This is a genomic window from Agarilytica rhodophyticola, from assembly GCF_002157225.2.
GTDB classification, from domain to species: Bacteria; Pseudomonadota; Gammaproteobacteria; order Pseudomonadales; family Cellvibrionaceae; genus Agarilytica; species Agarilytica rhodophyticola.
Genome location: NZ_CP020038.1, coordinates 5571697 through 5588899, shown reverse-complemented (window position 1 = coordinate 5588899; position 17203 = coordinate 5571697). Strand labels below are relative to the sequence as shown.

Below are 17203 nucleotides of genomic sequence, written 5' to 3'. Positions count from 1 at the left end.
TAAAGTCCCATATTTTATTCCAAAAAGCGGTATGATTTTTTTGTATAACCTATGCCATAAACAGCATTGCTGTAGCGCAGGGGATTTTTATAATTGATATGGCACCTCAATTTCTACTTTTTTACAGTATTGGTCAATAAGTTCAGTATTCAAGATCGATGTAATAGGTAAAAAATCTAGATACTAACGTTGTATAAACACCGCAAAAAAATAAAAAAAAATGGTGATAAAAATAAAATCCAGAGAAGTCGAGTATTGGTAATCATAAAAATGGGGCATCGTAATGAAAAAATTCTCTGTCAATATATTAGCTTTCGCCGTAGGTCTTGTAGTTAACCACAATACCTTCTCGCAAGAAGTTACAGCAGCTGACCTTAATGAAAACCTTAACGATGATGCAGCTATTGTCGAAGAAGAAGTAACTGTTACCGGTTCGCGAATTAAACGCGATACTTTTTCCACACCGATGCCGATGTTTAGCATTAACAAAGAGGATATTATTTCAATAGGCTCCAATGCTTTGACCGATGTTTTATTGGAAGTGCCTTCTATCGTATCAGGCTTGAGCCAAACAAATACCACAACGAATTTGCAAAACTCGGGTCTGTCGTCGGTCGACTTACGTAACCTAGACGATAACCGTACCTTAGTTTTAATAGACGGTCGTCGGACCGTATCCAACAGCGCCAACGGTAACCGTGTGAGTTTAGGAACAATTCCAGCTAACTTTGTTGAGCGTGTTGAAGTAATTACCGGTGGTGCTTCTGCCGTATATGGCTCTGATGCTGTTGCTGGTGTGGTTAATATCATCACCGAAAAAAATCATGAAGGTGTAGAGATTAATGCTCGTTTTGGTGAAGGCAGAGACGGTGCCTTTGATGATAAGACATTTGATATCAGTTTTGGTGGCAAGTTCAATGATAACAAAGGCTATGTTTTTGCCAGTGTCAATTACGATGATGAGTCAGGCATTCGTGCCGAAGACTGGGACAGAGCGCTAATTCAGGCCAGTTGGGATTATGTTGATGGTGTCAATGTTTTTGAAACGGCTGATGGCGATCAGCCGGCGAGAGACTTAACAGTAGATCAATACGCGGACTTAAGTTCTGATCCTGATGGTGGCCGCTTTGACGGCAGTAACTTTTGGTATAATGATGAAGGCCTACAGCAGGATTTTGTTACCAACCGAGATGGCTTCGACTTTCGAGCCGACGACGATATATTAATTCCACGTGAGCGTCTCAATGCTGCAATTAAAATAGATTATCAATTCTCTGATGATTTGGAAGCATTCTTTACTACTATATATAGTAAAGTAGATACGGACAATCTGCGTGAACCAGAGGGGGATGACTACAACGATCCCCACACCTTATTTGATCCAGCGACAGGAACCTCCAGTCTAATTCAAGCCGGTCGTATCCCTATTGACAACCCTTTTGCACCACAAGAGATTATTGATGCAGAATCCAGTCGAGGTATTCGTTGGGATCGTCGTTTTGTAGAAGTAGGTTTACAGCGCACCCTAAACGAACGTGAAACGTCCAGGTTTTGGGGCGGTTTGCGCGGTACCTTCGCCAACGACTGGGACTGGGAAGCCAGTGTCGGCTACGGTAAATATGAGCAGACCCAATTGCGCTTTAATGAGATTAATATTGTTAGTTTACGGCAGGGTCTAAATGCTGAAGTAGGCCCCGATGGTGCTATACGCTGTGCTGACGCTAATGCCAGAGCCAACGGCTGTGTACCGGTGAATCTGTTTGGTCGTGGTTCTATTACTCCTGAAGCGGCTGATTATATTCGCGCGGATTTAGGTTTAACTTCCGAGGTGGAGCAGATTAATGTCTTGGCTTATACCACAGGTACATTGTTCTCGTTGCCCGCAGGTCCTTTTGATGTAGTGCTCGGCTTTGAGTACCGGGAAGATGAAATGGATTTAACGCCAGATGAACTCAATCGTTTTGGTGGGCATTCATCTAACTTTGTGCCAGCCTTTGATGCTAAAATTGATGTATCTGAAGTATTTGCTGAAGCCTCTATTCCCCTGATAAAGAATGTGCCGGCTATCCACGACTTGAATATGGATGTCTCCTTTCGCTATGCTGATTACAGCCTCGATAAGGTTGGCGGTGTTACGAGCTTCGGCACTGGTATTCAATGGTTTCCTGTACAAGAATTTAATGTAAGGGCGTCTTTCAACCGAGCCTTACGCGCTCCAGACCTTACAGAAGCTTTTTCTCCCCCACGTGGTGACTCAGACAGCTTCGATGATATATGTGAAGGCGTCACCATCGATTCTGTTGGTGTTATCGCCAATAACTGTCGTAGTGATGCCGGTGTACTGGCAAATATTCAGGAGAATGGAGCGTTTGAAGATGAAAGTAGTAGTAAATTCTCTCCCAATGCTGGTAACCAAGACCTGGTCGAAGAGAGCGCTGATACCTACACCGCAGGTTTTGTTTGGCAACCAAGTTTTATTGAAAATTTAAGCCTGGCAACGGACTACTATAGTATTGAAATTGAAGATGCCATTGATTCTTTTTCGAATGCGGAAATTCTACGTCAGTGCTATGGCAGTGAAGATAACTTTGGTGACAATAACTTTTTCTGTCAGCAGATCACCCGTGACGATGATGGCCAAATTGTCACTTTAGTTCAGCGCGAACAAAATCTTGATTCACTTGAAGTTAGCGGTGTCGACACAACGCTACGTTACAATTTTGAGTTAAGTAGTATTGGCTTACCCGGAGAATATGACCTACTTTATATCCACTCCCATCTCATTAAACACCAACAGATAGGACAGGGGGATGATGGCTTAATCATAGAAGATAACAAGGGTGAGCTTGCAAGTGGTAATTTTGAAGACCGTTCGCAATTGCGCTTAGCGTGGCGCTATGGAAATTTTAGAGCCACTTGGCGTGTGCGTTATTTCGGCTCAATTAATGATGACAATGATCTTGAAGATGATTACCGTGAAGCGTTAGCAAACGATCCTAATGCTGAAAAGCCATTTTATTTGGATATCGATAGTGAAGTCATTAACGATCTATTCCTTTCTTATAGATTTGATTTTGCTGGCGCAAGATATCGCTTGTTTGGTGGCGCTAGAAATATCTTCGATAACGACGGGCCTTTCTTGCCAGTTGGCACTAGTGGTGGTGCCGATAATCACGATAATATTTATGGCAATATACGTGGACGTTATGTCTATGCCGGCATAAATGTGAGATTCTAGAATTCGTGATAGTCCACTGAGGAGGTAGTAATAATACCTTCTTACAGTGTCAGCCTTACCATTCAAGGCTATTTTCGGAATTGTATTTTTCACAACTATATTTTTCACAACTATAAGAGTAGCAGCACTTTTCCTATATTTTTCTACCATGGCTCTGCTCGATAATTAATTGAACTAATCTTATGCAAAGAAAAATCTTTATTGTATTGTTAGTGTGTTTTTTAAGTTCATTCGCAACAAGCTCCCTATTGGCTAAAAACACTACTATAAAAAAGCCTAAAGCTATGACTGCGGTAGATGTATTAAATATTCCTTCTCTATCACAACCGCATATATCCCCAGATGGTAAATCTGTTATCTATACTAAGTTTGTCAGTGACTGGGAAAAAAATAAACAAATAGGAGATATTTGGCTGAGTGATATTGCCTCTAAAAAAGTACGCCAGTTAACTTTCGATGTCTACAGCGAAAGCAACTTGCAATGGTCTCCTGACGGTAAGTTTATTAGTTTTGTCGCTGAGAGAGAAAAAGATGACCATAAAAGGCTATACCTTCTGCCATTAGCCGGCGGTGAGGCTTTCCCTATTACCGACGATAAAAGTGATATTTTGCGTTACACCTGGACTCGTGATAGCAGGTCGATATATTTTCTTGCCAATGAACCGGTTAGTGAACTTGTGAGTAAGCGTAGAAAAAAGAAAGATGATATGCAGCCTTATGAGCGGGCGTTGACGTATCGCCATATTTGGAAGCTCAATGTTGAGGATAGATCTGTATCTAATATCACAAGTGGTAAATTTCATGTGACAGGCTTTGACTTATCGTCGGATAATCGCTTTATTGCCTACAACCGCTCCCCGGGTATTAATATTGACGATGCTCACAATGCAGATATCTGGTTTGTTCGTAGTGATGGTAAAAATCCAAAACAACTAACGGATAACAATTTTGCTGAACGACGTATTCAGATCTCGCCAGACAATAAAAAGATTTTATTTATTTCAGATATAAACGAAAAAGGCGATTATTTTTATGACGCTAATATTTTTATATTATCCATTGCCAATGGTAAAATAAAACCTCTCGCCCTCGATCAAACTTTTGAAGTGGAATCTGCCCGTTGGGCGAAAAACGGCAAAGATATTTATATTCAAGCGAATATGGGGGTACGCTCAGAGATTTGGGCCTTAAATGCTAAAACGGGTAAGGCCAAACAATTAACTGATGGCGAGCATACCGTAAAGCAGTGGCACTATGATGCTAAATCTAATAAGCATCTAGTTGTGTTAGCCACACCTAAAAGCCGAGGTGATATATGGCTAATGTCAAAACCTGGTAGCAGCTTACGTGCAGTTACTGAGGTATTTGCTCATTTAGAAGATAAGTTTTTACTACCGCAACAAAAAATTGTTCGCTGGAAAAGCCATGACGGCGTTGAACTAGAGGGGCTATTATCTTTACCGCTGAATTACCAAAAAGGCAAGCGTTATCCTATGGTACTTCACACACACGGAGGGCCTAGGAGTTCCGATCAATATGGACAATTGCGATGGCGCACTTACATACCTCTTTTGGCTGCTATGGATTATGTCTATTTTTCTCCAAACTATCGCGGTGGCCGTGGTTATGGTGATGAATTTATGCGTGACACGGTAGGTAAGTATTTTAATAATATGCACCTCGATGTTATGTCTGGTATCGATCATCTTATTGAACAAGGAATTGTCGATCCTAATGCATTAATTGCCACCGGCTGGAGTGCTGGTGGCCATCTAACAAATAAATTAATCACTCATACCAACCGCTTTAAAGCCGCGTCTTCAGGCGCTGGCGCTGTTGATTGGGTTTCCATGTACGGTCATAGTGATGTACGTTATAGCCGTACCCCTTGGTTTGGTGGTACTCCGTGGCAAAAAGATGCACCCATTGATGTCTATCGTGAGAATTCACCTTTAAAGGACTTATGGAAAGTAACAACTCCTACAATTATTTTTGTCGGTGGACGAGATCGGCGAGTACCAGCTGCTCAATCAATTATGCTCTACCATGCTCTGCAAGACTTGGGTGTGGAGTCCACTTTGTATATCGCGCCGCGAGAACCTCATGGCTATCGTGAGCTGCGTCATCGCTTATTTAAAATTAATGCAGAACTAGAATGGTTTGAACGCCATGTTCGTGAGCGTCAATATACTTGGCAGCATGTGGATAAATAATTGTCTTGACCAAAACTATTGTTTTAACCAACATCAATATAGATCTATTTTATTATTCAATTATTATAAAAACGGTGGCCGGAGCCACCGCTTAGCGGATACTTCTCAAACTGCTTATAAAAATTGGTCTGGTGAGTTAATGAGAATTATTTAGGTCTATTTAGGGTTGTAAGGAAGCGCTGAGTGATGAAGGTTAATCAAAAGTGCACCACCTTCTTCATCGTCGTCATCATCATCGCCATCTTTATCTCGCACATAACCAAAAGTAAATTCTACTTTAACTTCTTCTCCCGTATTGGCGTCTGTGAAAAAATAATTACCCATGGCTACAGCGGAATCAGAGTCAATGATAATGTCGGCATTTTCAAATCGAACAGCTGACCATGTCTGCAGAGCAAATCCCTTATCTTCAGCAACAACACCCGTTACAAAGTAGGAAACCGCATCGAGCTCGTTAAGGCGGAATTGTTGTTCGGCAGCTTTAGTCGGTTTGAAAAGCACAGTGTCTTGATCATAAGCATAAAGAGTTGCCACATGGTCAGCGGCTAAAGCTTTATAATCTCCACCATTTGTATAAGCATCGCCGATGGCGACGATGCCTTCTCCCCAAATTCTTTGTGCTTCATACACTTCAGCTTTTGTAATTGCGTCATCGTCATCATCAGAAAAACAAACGGTACTCCCTAAAGACAATGCAAGCATACTGATCATTATAGAAATAGTTTTTGTCATAGTTTATTACCTTTCGATTATCGTAGATAAAATTGGAATTTAGTGTTGATGATCATAAACACGAACTTATTTTTTGTTCGTTTCTACGTGCAGGGAATGTAAATAACAAAACTTAAGTCAAACTTAAGAAGACAAAAAAAGCATGTGATTTTTGAACTGAGTACCAAAAAAGAAAAGTTAGGATATTATGAATATCCACTTAATTGTTGTTGTTAATAATTTATTAATAAATCAGCTATCATAGATAAAATGGTCAGAGCAATCTATGAGAAGATAAAACATAAATAAGTAATACTTTTCTACAATAATATATACATATGCTTGTATCACAGTAGCAAATACTTGACTCGGTTCACATTATTATTCATCGTCTAGATATAATCGCTTTAACTTAGGGATCGCAATAGGCAAGACTTAAAATAGTCTGGTATGAATAGGCCCTAGACTACTTATTATTATCACTCGAACATAAGGCAATGTGCCTGTTTATTCAGGGGTCATCAAAATGAGAGTACTTATTGTAGAGGACGACCAAATTATTGGAAGCGGCTTAGTTCAAAGCTTGACTAACAATAATTATACCGTTGACTGGGTAGAAACTGTTGCATCTGCACAGGCGGCACTGGTTACACAAACATATGATATATTAATTTTGGATATCGGTCTTCCCGATGGTTCGGGTTTAGATATACTTTATAAATTACGTAGAGAAAATAACCAAATGCCGGTGCTTATACTCACTGCATACGATGAAATCTCTTCCAAAATTAGTGGGCTGGATGCAGGAGCAGATGATTACTTAATAAAGCCATTTGATTTAAATGAGCTATTAGCTAGAATGCGTGCATTAAGGCGGCGATCAAACGGAAGTGGCTCTCCTGTTTTGCAAATTGGTGATGTTGTACTCGATCCAGTTAGCCATAAAGTTTTACTCGATAATGAAGAGGTTGAGCTGGGCGCCAAAGAGTTTGCGATTTTGCATGCTTTAATGGAAAAGCCTGAGAGGCTTATATCGAAAGCACAGTTGGAAGATACTCTGTATGGGTGGAATGCAGAAATTGAAAGTAATACTGTTGAAGTTCATATACATGGCATACGAAAAAAATTAGGTAAAAACATTATACGAACGGTTCGTCATGCAGGCTATCAAATCAAGCATTAAAAATAAAAGTCGCACATTATCATTCGCTGTTTTCACACTTATTTCATTGTGGGTAATCGCAATACCGATACACCTGTTGGAAAGTCTATCTATTCTTTCTATTTCCTTTGTTACACTATCGGTATTTCTCGTAACATATATTATGTGGCAACAGAGTAACCTTATTCCGATAAAAAAATTTCAATACCTTGTCGATCTTGCTGAAAACATTAAAGATCAGGTAAATGATGACCGTATACCTGTTGATTCAGAAAATTTACCATTAGAACTTAAACCACTGGGTGAAGCCATTAATGCTCTACTCGAGTATGATGCAGATCGAATTCAGCAGGAAAAAATGTTTACAGCCGATGCGTCCCATGAATTGCGAACGCCACTGGCGGGTATACGTTTGCAAACACAGCTAGCTATGCAAAGTCATACTGATGAAGAACGAGAACTTGCATTAAATAACGTTATAAAATCGGTAGACAGGGCCACCAGGATGGTTGAACAGTTGCTCATTATTACGCGCCTGACAGGGAATCAAGTAGACCTATCTATGGATAAAATTGAATTAGGTCAGATCTGCGAAAAAATTGTCGATGAATTTAATGTTGAAGCACTTAACAACAATATTCATATTACGTTTTACTCAGAAAAAAATGAACACCACTATATTCATGCAAGCGAAGAAAGCGTTATTATCTTAGTGCAAAACTTATTGAGTAATGCACTTAAGTTTACACCTGCAGGCGGTAAGATTGAGATTTGCCTATCACGCAATAATGATATTGCTCGATTGCAAGTAACCGACACTGGTGTGGGTATTAATAAGGATCAGCGTGAGCGTGTGTTAAGGCGTTTTCAAAAAGGAGATAACAAGAATACCTCTGGAACTGGGCTTGGTTTAGCTATTGTAAAGCGTATTATTGAATTGCACTCAGGTACACTTTCACTCAATGATAACCCTAAAGGTAAAGGATTATCGGTATGCATAGAATTTCCATTGGATTACTAAAAAATAACGCCCGTCAGCTATAGAGCTTGTCAGCCATAAATTAGCTATAAAATAGCCCCTTTCTCATTTTCTTTGTTTTTAAAATATTTCTTTAATGTAAGCTTGGAAAATTTAAAGCAGTGCTATAGTCGCTTAACTTTTATTTAAAATAGGGGTGAATAGGCTTACTTAAGTGAACAATACGAAGATAGGTCTTATGTGTCCATGTAGTTATTCACAAGTTTCTGCCAAAAACCCATAATTTCTGCCTTGGTATTGAGCATATGGCGGTGAATTTCAATGACCAACGGAATATAATACTTTTCATTGCCAATCACTTTCAGCTCTCCTGATTGTATTTCCTTTTCCACAGCAGACTCGGGTAGCCAGGCGACACCATAACCTTGCATTACTAGAGATTTAATACTCTGAGCAGAGCTGGTTTCCATTACCGTTTCCAGATAAATCGGTGCGACACTGCTAAGTGTGGTAAGTTGAATAACCTCCTTAGCGAGCAAAGAGTAGGGTTTGTAGCTGATATAAGGCAGAGGTTTGTCTGGGGTTCCTGGTAGGAAATACCGCATGCTTTCTAGTAGTGATGACTTACATACAGGGATTAGTGATTCCTGGCCTAGAGTGAGAGAAGCGAAGTTTTTGGGATCGAGTAAGCTGACATTAATTGCACCTCGATAGCAAATGAGGAAGTCATATTCTTGCGAACGCAGAGATTCAAAAAAACTAACTCCAGATTTAATGCTCGACAACAACGCAAAATAATATTCAGGAGAGCTACCTTCTATTTGCCGCAACCATGAAGGAAAGAAATGTATTGCTAAATGGTCAGCAATACCTATGGTCAAAGAGCGTCGTTTACTGCTGTCCTCACTATTAAAATCATTTCTAACCTTATGGAACAGATGAACAGATTGCTTCGCTGTTTCAACAAAACGTGTACCATCTTCCGTTAGACGAATCGGATGAGATGTTCTATCGATTAACGTTGTGCCCAGCCATTTCTCAAGGGCCATAATTCTGCGGCTAAAAGCCGATTGTGTTACATTGCGATTTTCCGCTGCCTGGGAGAAACTACCGATGTTTGCAAGGCAGATAAAATCTTCTAACCACTTGAGTTCCATAAGTTTTTCTAATAATTATCTAATGTTAGTGTGGCCTAGTTGGATGCTCCAAATATATCGAAATCAATAGGCCTTTGGCTTAAAATAGAGACATTGCCTCATCATCGAGCCCCAGAAATAGTATGCAGCATGTTATGAAATATGTATAGATGGAATTAATGCATAAGAGAAAGGGTTAAAATCATTCGCCTGTTGGCAGATTGCGTAAAAAGTTTTTTCATTAGGTGGGCTTTTGTGAGAACTTTTAGTGTTGGTAAGCTCTCGAACTCAAGTAAAGGTAATTTTTCACTATAATCTTTCTACGCCAATTAATATAGTATGTAGGTGTTGATTGTGGAGTTCTTATGCTGTTGACTTATCGAAGTTTGCCTCGTTTCAATATGCCTTCATTGGCAATATTTCTATGCCTCTGGTTTTTAGTGCATTCACCAGCATCATACACCGAGGAAGGTAAAGTTTCTTCCGATACAGGGGAGCTTGTTAAAATAGGTGATAGTGAGATAGAGGTGGTGTTCACTGATGGTGGTTTAAAGAAACTTAGAGAGCAAGCTTTGATTTGGGTGGAAAAATCGGCCCAAACGGTAGCTAAATATTATGATGGCTTTCCGGTATCCAATTTGGTAATTGCACTAATCGAAGGAGAAGGAGACAGTGTTAGTTCAGGCATTGTATTCGGTGGAGAGCTGCCGGTTATTAACGTTTGGGTAGGCAAAAATGCCACTGAAAAATCGTTTATAAAAGATTGGGTGATGGTGCATGAAATGGCACATCTAGCCATGGCCAATGTGCGACGTAAACACCATTGGCTTGAAGAGGGACTTGCGGTTTACGTGGAGTCTATCTCACGCTTGCAGGCGGGTGATCTAACAGAAGACTATGTTTGGCGAGGTTTTATGAAGGGGATGCCTAACGGTGTCCCCAAGCGCCATGAAACGGGTTTGGATAATACTGCCACCTGGGGTAGAACCTATTGGGGAGGCGCGCTATTTTGCTTGCTCGTGGATATTGATATCCGCCGACAAACAGACAATCGCCATGGTATACGCGATGCTCTGAGGCATATTGCAGCATCTGGTCATACTATGGTGCGTGAAGCTGATATTCTCGATTTAATGAAACTAGGGGACGATGCCTTAAAAGTCGATGCATTTAAGCGCAACTACCGCGAGATGGCATTACAGTATACTCATATCGACTTGGATCAGCTCTGGCAGCAGCTGGGAGTTAGTATGAAAGGCGATGAGATTGTCTATAATGATAATGCGCCGTTGGCTAAAGTACGTAAGAAATTATTAGTCAATTAATGCTATTATACATCCTAATTTAGGGATAGTGATTATTTGAAAGGATTCGAGATGCACTTCATACTTATTAGCACCCATTTAACCCCCCCTTCTTCTCAGGATCATATTCTTCCATTACTTATCCCCAGCTATACTCTTAATACCTCGGTGTAGGCTATATTATTTACTTAAAGGATCATCTGCGTTATGGATAAACGTCAACTTATATATTTTTTATCTACTCTATTTTTCGTCTTTAGTACCTTTTCTTTGCGCGCGGAAGTCTTGCCTATCGAAACGTTTATTAAACATGGGGATTATCTCGATATAAAAATATCGCCAGACGGTAAACATCTAGCTGGCAGGCTTAGAGGTAAAGACGGTGTGGCATTAATATTTATCAATATCGAACAAGGAAAAATAGTTGGCGGTACTAGAGCTTTCGGTGGTGGTGACATCCATTCTGTAGCTTGGGTTAGCGATGAACGCGTTATCTACGAAATAGCTGAAAGACGCCCAGGTCATGATAGTAAATTTTCTACCGGTGAGTTATTTGGTATCAATATCGATAACTCAAAGGCAAAATATCTCTACGGCTATCGCGCCGGTGATAAACGCACTGGCTCTCGTCTATTCACCAAGGATGATAATTATTCCAGTTTAGAGGTACTCAACGTCCTGCCAAAAGATAAGAAACATATTCTAATTATTGAATATCCTTGGGAACAGCAGGGAAATTACTGGTACGACAGGCGTTCGCGCTCTGCAATTATAAGTAAATTAAATATTTATTCAGGGAAAAAGAAAAAAATTGAATTTATTCCTTATAACAATGTATCTGCATTAGCCGACGATAACGGCAACGTTAATTTTATTCGTTGGCAAACAAAAGACAATAAATTTCTTTCGGCTTATCGAAAGAAAAATAAGCAAGAATGGCAAATGTTGTCGCAATCCCTTGGTATTGATGACGATATCAAACCTGTTGCCATAAGTAGAGACTCTACCAAAGCTTATTTCGAAGTAGCGGAAGGGGATGCCGGTTTGACTAATGTCTATGAATTAGACTTTGCTGAAGGTGGATTGGTAAAAGTGTTTAACAATACTGAGTCCAATATTAATAATTGGATTTATGATCCACATAGCTTAAAGCCTGTGGTAGGTGTCGCTTATCCGGATAAAACCCAATATTATTATACCGATTCAGATAGTAATGTTGTTAAAAATCATAAGAAACTAGTAAAAGCTTTTAAGGGGCAAGATATATTTTTTACTAGCCGAACTAGGGATGGAAAACTTATTTTAGTGCGTGTCGAGAGTGATATAAATCCGGGAGAGTACTATCTCTATAATACCGAAAGCAAAAAGGCTCAACTCGCTTGGATAAATAAATCCTGGGTCGATCCAAGGTTGATGCGTCCGGTAAAGCATATAGCGTTCAACGCTAGAGATGGTATTAAAATTAAAGGCTTTCTTACTTTACCTGAAGTTAAAGGTGGTAAAAAATCACCTTTGGTTGTACTGGTTCATGGTGGCCCTCACGGGATTAGAGATTATTGGCAATACGATGATGAAGTGCAACTACTTGCCAACCGAGGCTATGCTGTTTTACAGATAAATTTTCGCGGTAGTGGTGGTTATGGCAATAAGTTTGAGGATATGGGCAATCGCCAGTGGGGTAGCGGCATAATTAACGATATTCTTGATGGCACTCAATATATTTTTAAGACAGAAGCCATCGATGCAAACCGCGCTTGTATTTTTGGTGCAAGCTATGGTGGTTACGCTTCGTTAATGGCTGCTGTACGAGAACCTGATACCTTTAAATGTAGTATTGGCTATGTTGGTATTTACGATCTGGAATTAATGTACTCTAAAGGTGATATTCCTGATCTATGGGGTGGGGAGGCATATTTGCAAAAAGTACTTGGTCACGATCAGCAGCAATTAAGAGAATTCTCGCCGGTTAATTATGCCGATCAAATCAAAGCAGCAGTAATGTTAATTCACGGCGAAGAAGATCTAAGGGCACCACTCATACATGCAAAAAAAATGCGCAAAGCTTTAAAACGCGCAGGCAAGGAGCCAAAATGGTTATTGTATGGCGATAGCGGCCATGGAGTTTGGAGCATGAGAAACCGCAAAGATTTATACAGTAGGCTCATTAAGTTTCTAGATAAGCATATAGGACAAGATGTTGCTATCCCTGCAGCTAAAGCTCAATAAACCCAGTAAAATAGTCTGCTTAGCAGACTATTAATAAATGGCATACAACCCTTAAATACTATTATGCGAAATTTAAAGGTGTATTTTTATTTACTTACAGCCTTAGCACTATAATTATTGGGTATTTTTGCACTGCCTATTGTAAGCAATTATTTTTAGCTTCTTCCGGTAAATTTCCACAGAGTGATCCGTCAATATTTTTGACCAGGGCATTTTTTTCACAATAAATGCTTTTACTCTGAATAAAAAACTAACAGAATATAGTAATTTAACATCTTCATAATACCCCTGAGGGCAGTTAGTTAAATAACGCATATCCCCACCGTGATAATAACCACTAAATCTCGATAGCAATGTATTTCTAATATCGTCACCAATATAAGGTATAAATTTTGATAGCCAAGCCAGTAAGCCAATCAATTCGTCACCTGTGGGCATCATGGTGACAGGGTCTGCGGCATTCACGATGCGATAAAGAGGTGTCTTCATATCACTGAACCAAACTCTATCTGCAACTCTAGGAGAACCGTATGTATAACATGCTGCAATACCTGCCGTATGAGTAAGTTTTTTTGCTGCTATAGTAGCTAAGGCTCCACCCAAACTATGGCCTGTTATAAACAAAGGCTTGTGTTGTGCTTGTTCTTTATCTAATGCGATTTGAATGTCGACGGCTACTTTATCATAGGCCTGGCTAAAGCCTGAATGTATTTTTCCTCCCGACTTACAGGGGATTGTGGAAGACTTAAAATCTGTTGTTATGTCATTTATACTGTTGGGCTCGGTTCCTCGAAATGCCAAGATAATCGAGGTGTCGCTCTCTAATAAAATTGCTTGTACGCCATCATTATCAAATGTTTCTTTTAACTCCATTTGTAAAAAATCAGCGTTTTCCTCTAGTTTTTTCCTTTCTTCTTCTGGATCGTACTCAAAACTTTTAATGAGTTTAAGCAATGGCGTCATTTTGTGCTGATCAAGAATGCTGGCCACTCTTTCGACAAGGTATTCCTTCTCTTTATGCTTGAATATGGGGTTAAACTTCAAATAGGAAAGCTCTGCTATACAAGCCATCAGCCACGATGTTCTATCACTATAAGCCTGCCGGTAATGAGGCATTTTCTTAGATAGTAGATATTCGACCTCAGCTAGTTCTTCTGTTGAACTTACTAATATATTTGACATATACAACCTTGATCAGATGATATTTGATTTGCAGTAAACACTATTTTGCTAGGAGTTTCTAGAGGCTTATTGTGAACATAATATAAGCAGTGCTATAGCTTTATTAATGTTGCTTCTCTGCTTAAATATTGTTATTTAGCTTTATTGTGAAGCCACATGCATTTGCTTTCGTCTATAGCAACATGTTTAAGCCTAAAGTGGACATAAAGTGTTCTATTATGTTTTCCGGTAGAACACTTATGAGAATTATTAGTAATCATGTTATTGGGTACGAGTGAGATATTTGTTTATTGTTGAAATTTTACAATCACTTATTATTGAATTGCGGAAATAATACAAAAAAATAAGTGCATATGGGATAACGTTGGTTATCCCATGATAATTTGCTAAAACGTTAAATAATTTGTACAAAACTACATCTAAGTCGATGACGGGGCTTGGCAATCATTATGTTTCTATCGACGCTATATTTTTAAGAACACTATATAAGCACGATAAATACTATTGCATCATATTGATAATGACTTCCAGACTAGTAGCATTTAAACAGCATACAATGATAAATATTAAATATTGCTTTAAGGTCATAGTATCAACTTTACGATAACGGTTCACGAGTGCCCATAAACTATGAATGGAATCTTAAGTAATCAATTTTTAATAAATAAAAATAGAAGATAAATGATTTTGTAAACAAATGTAATATCGATGTAAGCGATTTTGCTAAGGTTTTACAAAGTGCAAACTTGTATGCCATATCATTGCTAAAAAACCTTAAGCGTATCGATTTCCAGTGGTTAAGTTTGGCTATTTATCCATGTGAAGACTATGGGTTTAATAAGAAAATGGTCAACAATTCCCAATAATTGCATGCCCTAAAAAAGGGCTTTTAGGTGAAGTCTTGAAGTATGTGTCTTAAATAAGTATCACTACCATCAAGCTTTTTAGACGCTTTTATAATCGATTGACGCTAATTGTTGTATTTATAATGAATTAAAACTACATCAAAGGTTCATATTATTGAAGAAAATAGATGCTAACCTTAAGTAGAGGGCTTGGATAATATTGTTCTAAAGCTCTATTATTGTACAACTATCAGTCAAAAGTAACCGACAAGGATCAGCCTAATACACGCCCAATACAAGGGGCTGTAAAGGAGTTTATAAACGTGGAAACCGTTAATGAGCTTAAACGAGCTCACTCTGTAGGCGAGCAGATTGCCAACACCGTCAGTCATGGTATTGCCATGCTGGCAGCGGCGGCAGCGGCGCCAATTTTAATATATGCTGCTGCCCAACAGGGAAGTGTGTGGAGTATTGTAGGAGCGAGTATTTTTGCTGCAACTATGCTTTTGCTTTACGTTACTTCCACTATTTACCACGTTCTACCTAGTTGTCGTGCGAAAGAAATTTTTAAAATTCTCGACCACGGTGCTATCTTCTTATTAATTGCCGGTACATATACACCCTTTACACTGGGTGTTTTACGCGGTACTTGGGGATGGATTTTATTTGGCTTGGTATGGAGCCTCGCATTAATTGGTATTGTGTTAAAAGTAAGATCAAAAGCAAAAGACTCAAGAACATCCACCATTCTCTATTTGGTGATGGGCTGGTTGGTAGTAATTGCCATTGAACCACTCCTGTTGCATATGTCATCCTGGGGACTATTTTGGCTCTTTGCTGGTGGCATTGCTTACACGGTAGGCGTTATATTTTTTGTTCTAGATCATAGGGTGAAATACGCTCATTTTATTTGGCACCTTTTTGTAATTGCCGGGACATCTTGTCATTTCTTTGCTGTTTTATTTCACTCCTATTGACGCTGAACTTCCTGACCAAGGGATAGAAATGATCGCCCAACATAAAAGAAATCGTGTAAAACCAGCAGCTTAGGATGGATGATTGAAAACTTTTTTGATTGACATTGAATTTTTCTCTCGTAGATTTTAAAAATAAATTCCTATCAGGTAATATTATTTAAGTTTAAAAGTCTTCCTAATTATTTCAGTTTAATAGTGTAATTATCTAACTGACTTCACGCCAAATTAGAGCATTAGGATCATAGTGACACTTCGAGGGTTTGGCATAAAGGGTATTATCTTGAGTAAATGCTCTACAGTCTGAACAGATATATCGAAACTCACAATCTTTACATGTATCGATATCATCTTTTTTTATCGTCCATGCTTCACGAAATGCATCGTCTTTTATAATATCCTCTAGCTTTATGTGATCTATATGACCGAAGCTATTTTTCATTGCGGGACAGTTTTTTATTTCACCGTACTGATCAATTGATATTTTTCTATTGAGACAGGTATTATGTTGTTGTGCCTCTAGAAATACTTCTTGATTTATTCGCATATTCAAAGGGTGGATAATACCACAGTGTGTTTCGTCATAAATAACCTGATCAATAAATACGATGTCGTCGCGGAATATATCAAGCGATGGTGAGCTGTGAATAGTAACCGAATTCAAGCGTGAGTGCATCTGAATAAGAAGTTCAATTTTTTCGCCTATGAATTCTGTTCTATAAGGTATGATCAAATCTATAATTTTTATTCGGCTATTTTCTATATAAGAAGCGATTATATTAAGATCATTAAGAGTAATGTCTGAATCGTTAAAAAATCGTAATTGAATTTCTGGGCAACCGAGACTATCTAGCTGAGAAAATAAGTTACCAAAGTCATGCTGACTATTTTTACCAATATCTATAATTGCATTAGATACTTTTCTAGGTGAATTCCAGGTTAGATCTAACTTGGGAAAGTTTTCTGGTGTTGCAGTAATGAAACCATATTCTTTTTCTAATAGAAAATTTATTTCTTTGTTGATTGTAATTCCGCTCGGCTCCTTAAGGGTTTTTTCGAGATCAATATAAGAATAATTTAATAGTAAATTATATAATTGAGAGCTAATAACTTCATAGTCGCTACGTTGTAGGTCACAAATAATATTGCGTTTTGAACCATTCACAGGAATACAACTAGAAAATAGTATGAAATAACCTTTATTCATTGATTTTCCTATCATAATAATAGTAA

At 38.7% G+C, this 17203-nt stretch carries 11 protein-coding genes; 7 read left to right on the top strand and 4 right to left on the bottom strand.

The annotated features are described in order from the left end of the window. The first annotated feature begins 283 nt into the window (after window positions 1-283). The gene (locus BVC89_RS23215; protein WP_086933495.1) at window positions 284-3238 is read left to right on the top strand and encodes a TonB-dependent receptor domain-containing protein; all 2955 of its coding nucleotides are present in this window, start codon (window positions 284-286) and stop codon (window positions 3236-3238) included. Between the two features lie 284 nt (window positions 3239-3522). Further along, window positions 3523-5451, top strand: coding sequence for a S9 family peptidase (locus tag BVC89_RS23210; protein WP_158658088.1), 1929 nt, complete (start codon window positions 3523-3525; stop codon window positions 5449-5451). A gap of 156 nt (window positions 5452-5607) precedes the next feature. On the opposite strand, the gene BVC89_RS23205 is transcribed toward BVC89_RS23210, so the two are convergent. Then, the gene (locus BVC89_RS23205; protein ID WP_216825029.1) at window positions 5608-6183 is read right to left on the bottom strand and encodes a hypothetical protein; all 576 of its coding nucleotides are present in this window, start codon (window positions 6181-6183) and stop codon (window positions 5608-5610) included. A 505-nt stretch (window positions 6184-6688) separates the two neighbouring features. Between BVC89_RS23205 and BVC89_RS23200 the strand changes: the two genes are divergently transcribed. Continuing rightward, window positions 6689-7345 carry a response regulator gene (locus tag BVC89_RS23200; protein ID WP_086933493.1) on the top strand — a complete coding sequence of 219 codons (657 nt, stop codon included), beginning with the start codon at window positions 6689-6691 and terminating at the stop codon, window positions 7343-7345. 142 nt (window positions 7346-7487) lie between these two features. Continuing rightward, window positions 7488-8345 carry a sensor histidine kinase gene (locus BVC89_RS23195; RefSeq protein WP_158658087.1) on the top strand — a complete coding sequence of 286 codons (858 nt, stop codon included), beginning with the start codon at window positions 7488-7490 and terminating at the stop codon, window positions 8343-8345. Window positions 8346-8539: 194 nt separating this feature from the next. On the opposite strand, the gene BVC89_RS23190 is transcribed toward BVC89_RS23195, so the two are convergent. Next, a complete protein-coding gene (locus BVC89_RS23190; protein ID WP_086933491.1) occupies window positions 8540-9460 on the bottom strand; it encodes a LysR family transcriptional regulator in 921 nt (306 codons plus the stop codon). A gap of 344 nt (window positions 9461-9804) precedes the next feature. Here BVC89_RS23190 and BVC89_RS23185 point away from each other — a divergent pair, with 344 nt between their 5' ends. Both BVC89_RS23185 and BVC89_RS23180 read left to right on the top strand, forming a co-directional pair. Beyond that, on the top strand, window positions 9805-10764 hold the full coding sequence (locus BVC89_RS23185; protein ID WP_086933490.1) for a hypothetical protein: 960 nt from the start codon (window positions 9805-9807) through the stop codon (window positions 10762-10764). 186 nt (window positions 10765-10950) lie between these two features. Next, the gene (locus tag BVC89_RS23180) at window positions 10951-12969 is read left to right on the top strand and encodes an alpha/beta hydrolase family protein (protein ID WP_086933489.1); all 2019 of its coding nucleotides are present in this window, start codon (window positions 10951-10953) and stop codon (window positions 12967-12969) included. Between the two features lie 114 nt (window positions 12970-13083). Here the strand turns inward: BVC89_RS23180 and BVC89_RS23175 are convergent, their stop codons facing one another. After that, window positions 13084-14151, bottom strand: coding sequence for a lipase family protein (locus BVC89_RS23175; RefSeq protein ID WP_086933488.1), 1068 nt, complete (start codon window positions 14149-14151; stop codon window positions 13084-13086). A gap of 1168 nt (window positions 14152-15319) precedes the next feature. On the opposite strand from BVC89_RS23175, the gene trhA reads away from it, so the two are divergent. Continuing rightward, window positions 15320-15973: a PAQR family membrane homeostasis protein TrhA gene (gene trhA, locus BVC89_RS23170; protein ID WP_216825028.1), complete on the top strand. Its 654-nt coding sequence runs from the start codon at window positions 15320-15322 to the stop codon at window positions 15971-15973. Window positions 15974-16178: 205 nt separating this feature from the next. Here the strand turns inward: trhA and gwsS are convergent, their stop codons facing one another. After that, a complete protein-coding gene (gwsS, locus tag BVC89_RS23165; protein ID WP_158658086.1) occupies window positions 16179-17177 on the bottom strand; it encodes a grasp-with-spasm system SPASM domain peptide maturase in 999 nt (332 codons plus the stop codon). Between the last annotated feature and the right edge of the window lie 26 nt (window positions 17178-17203).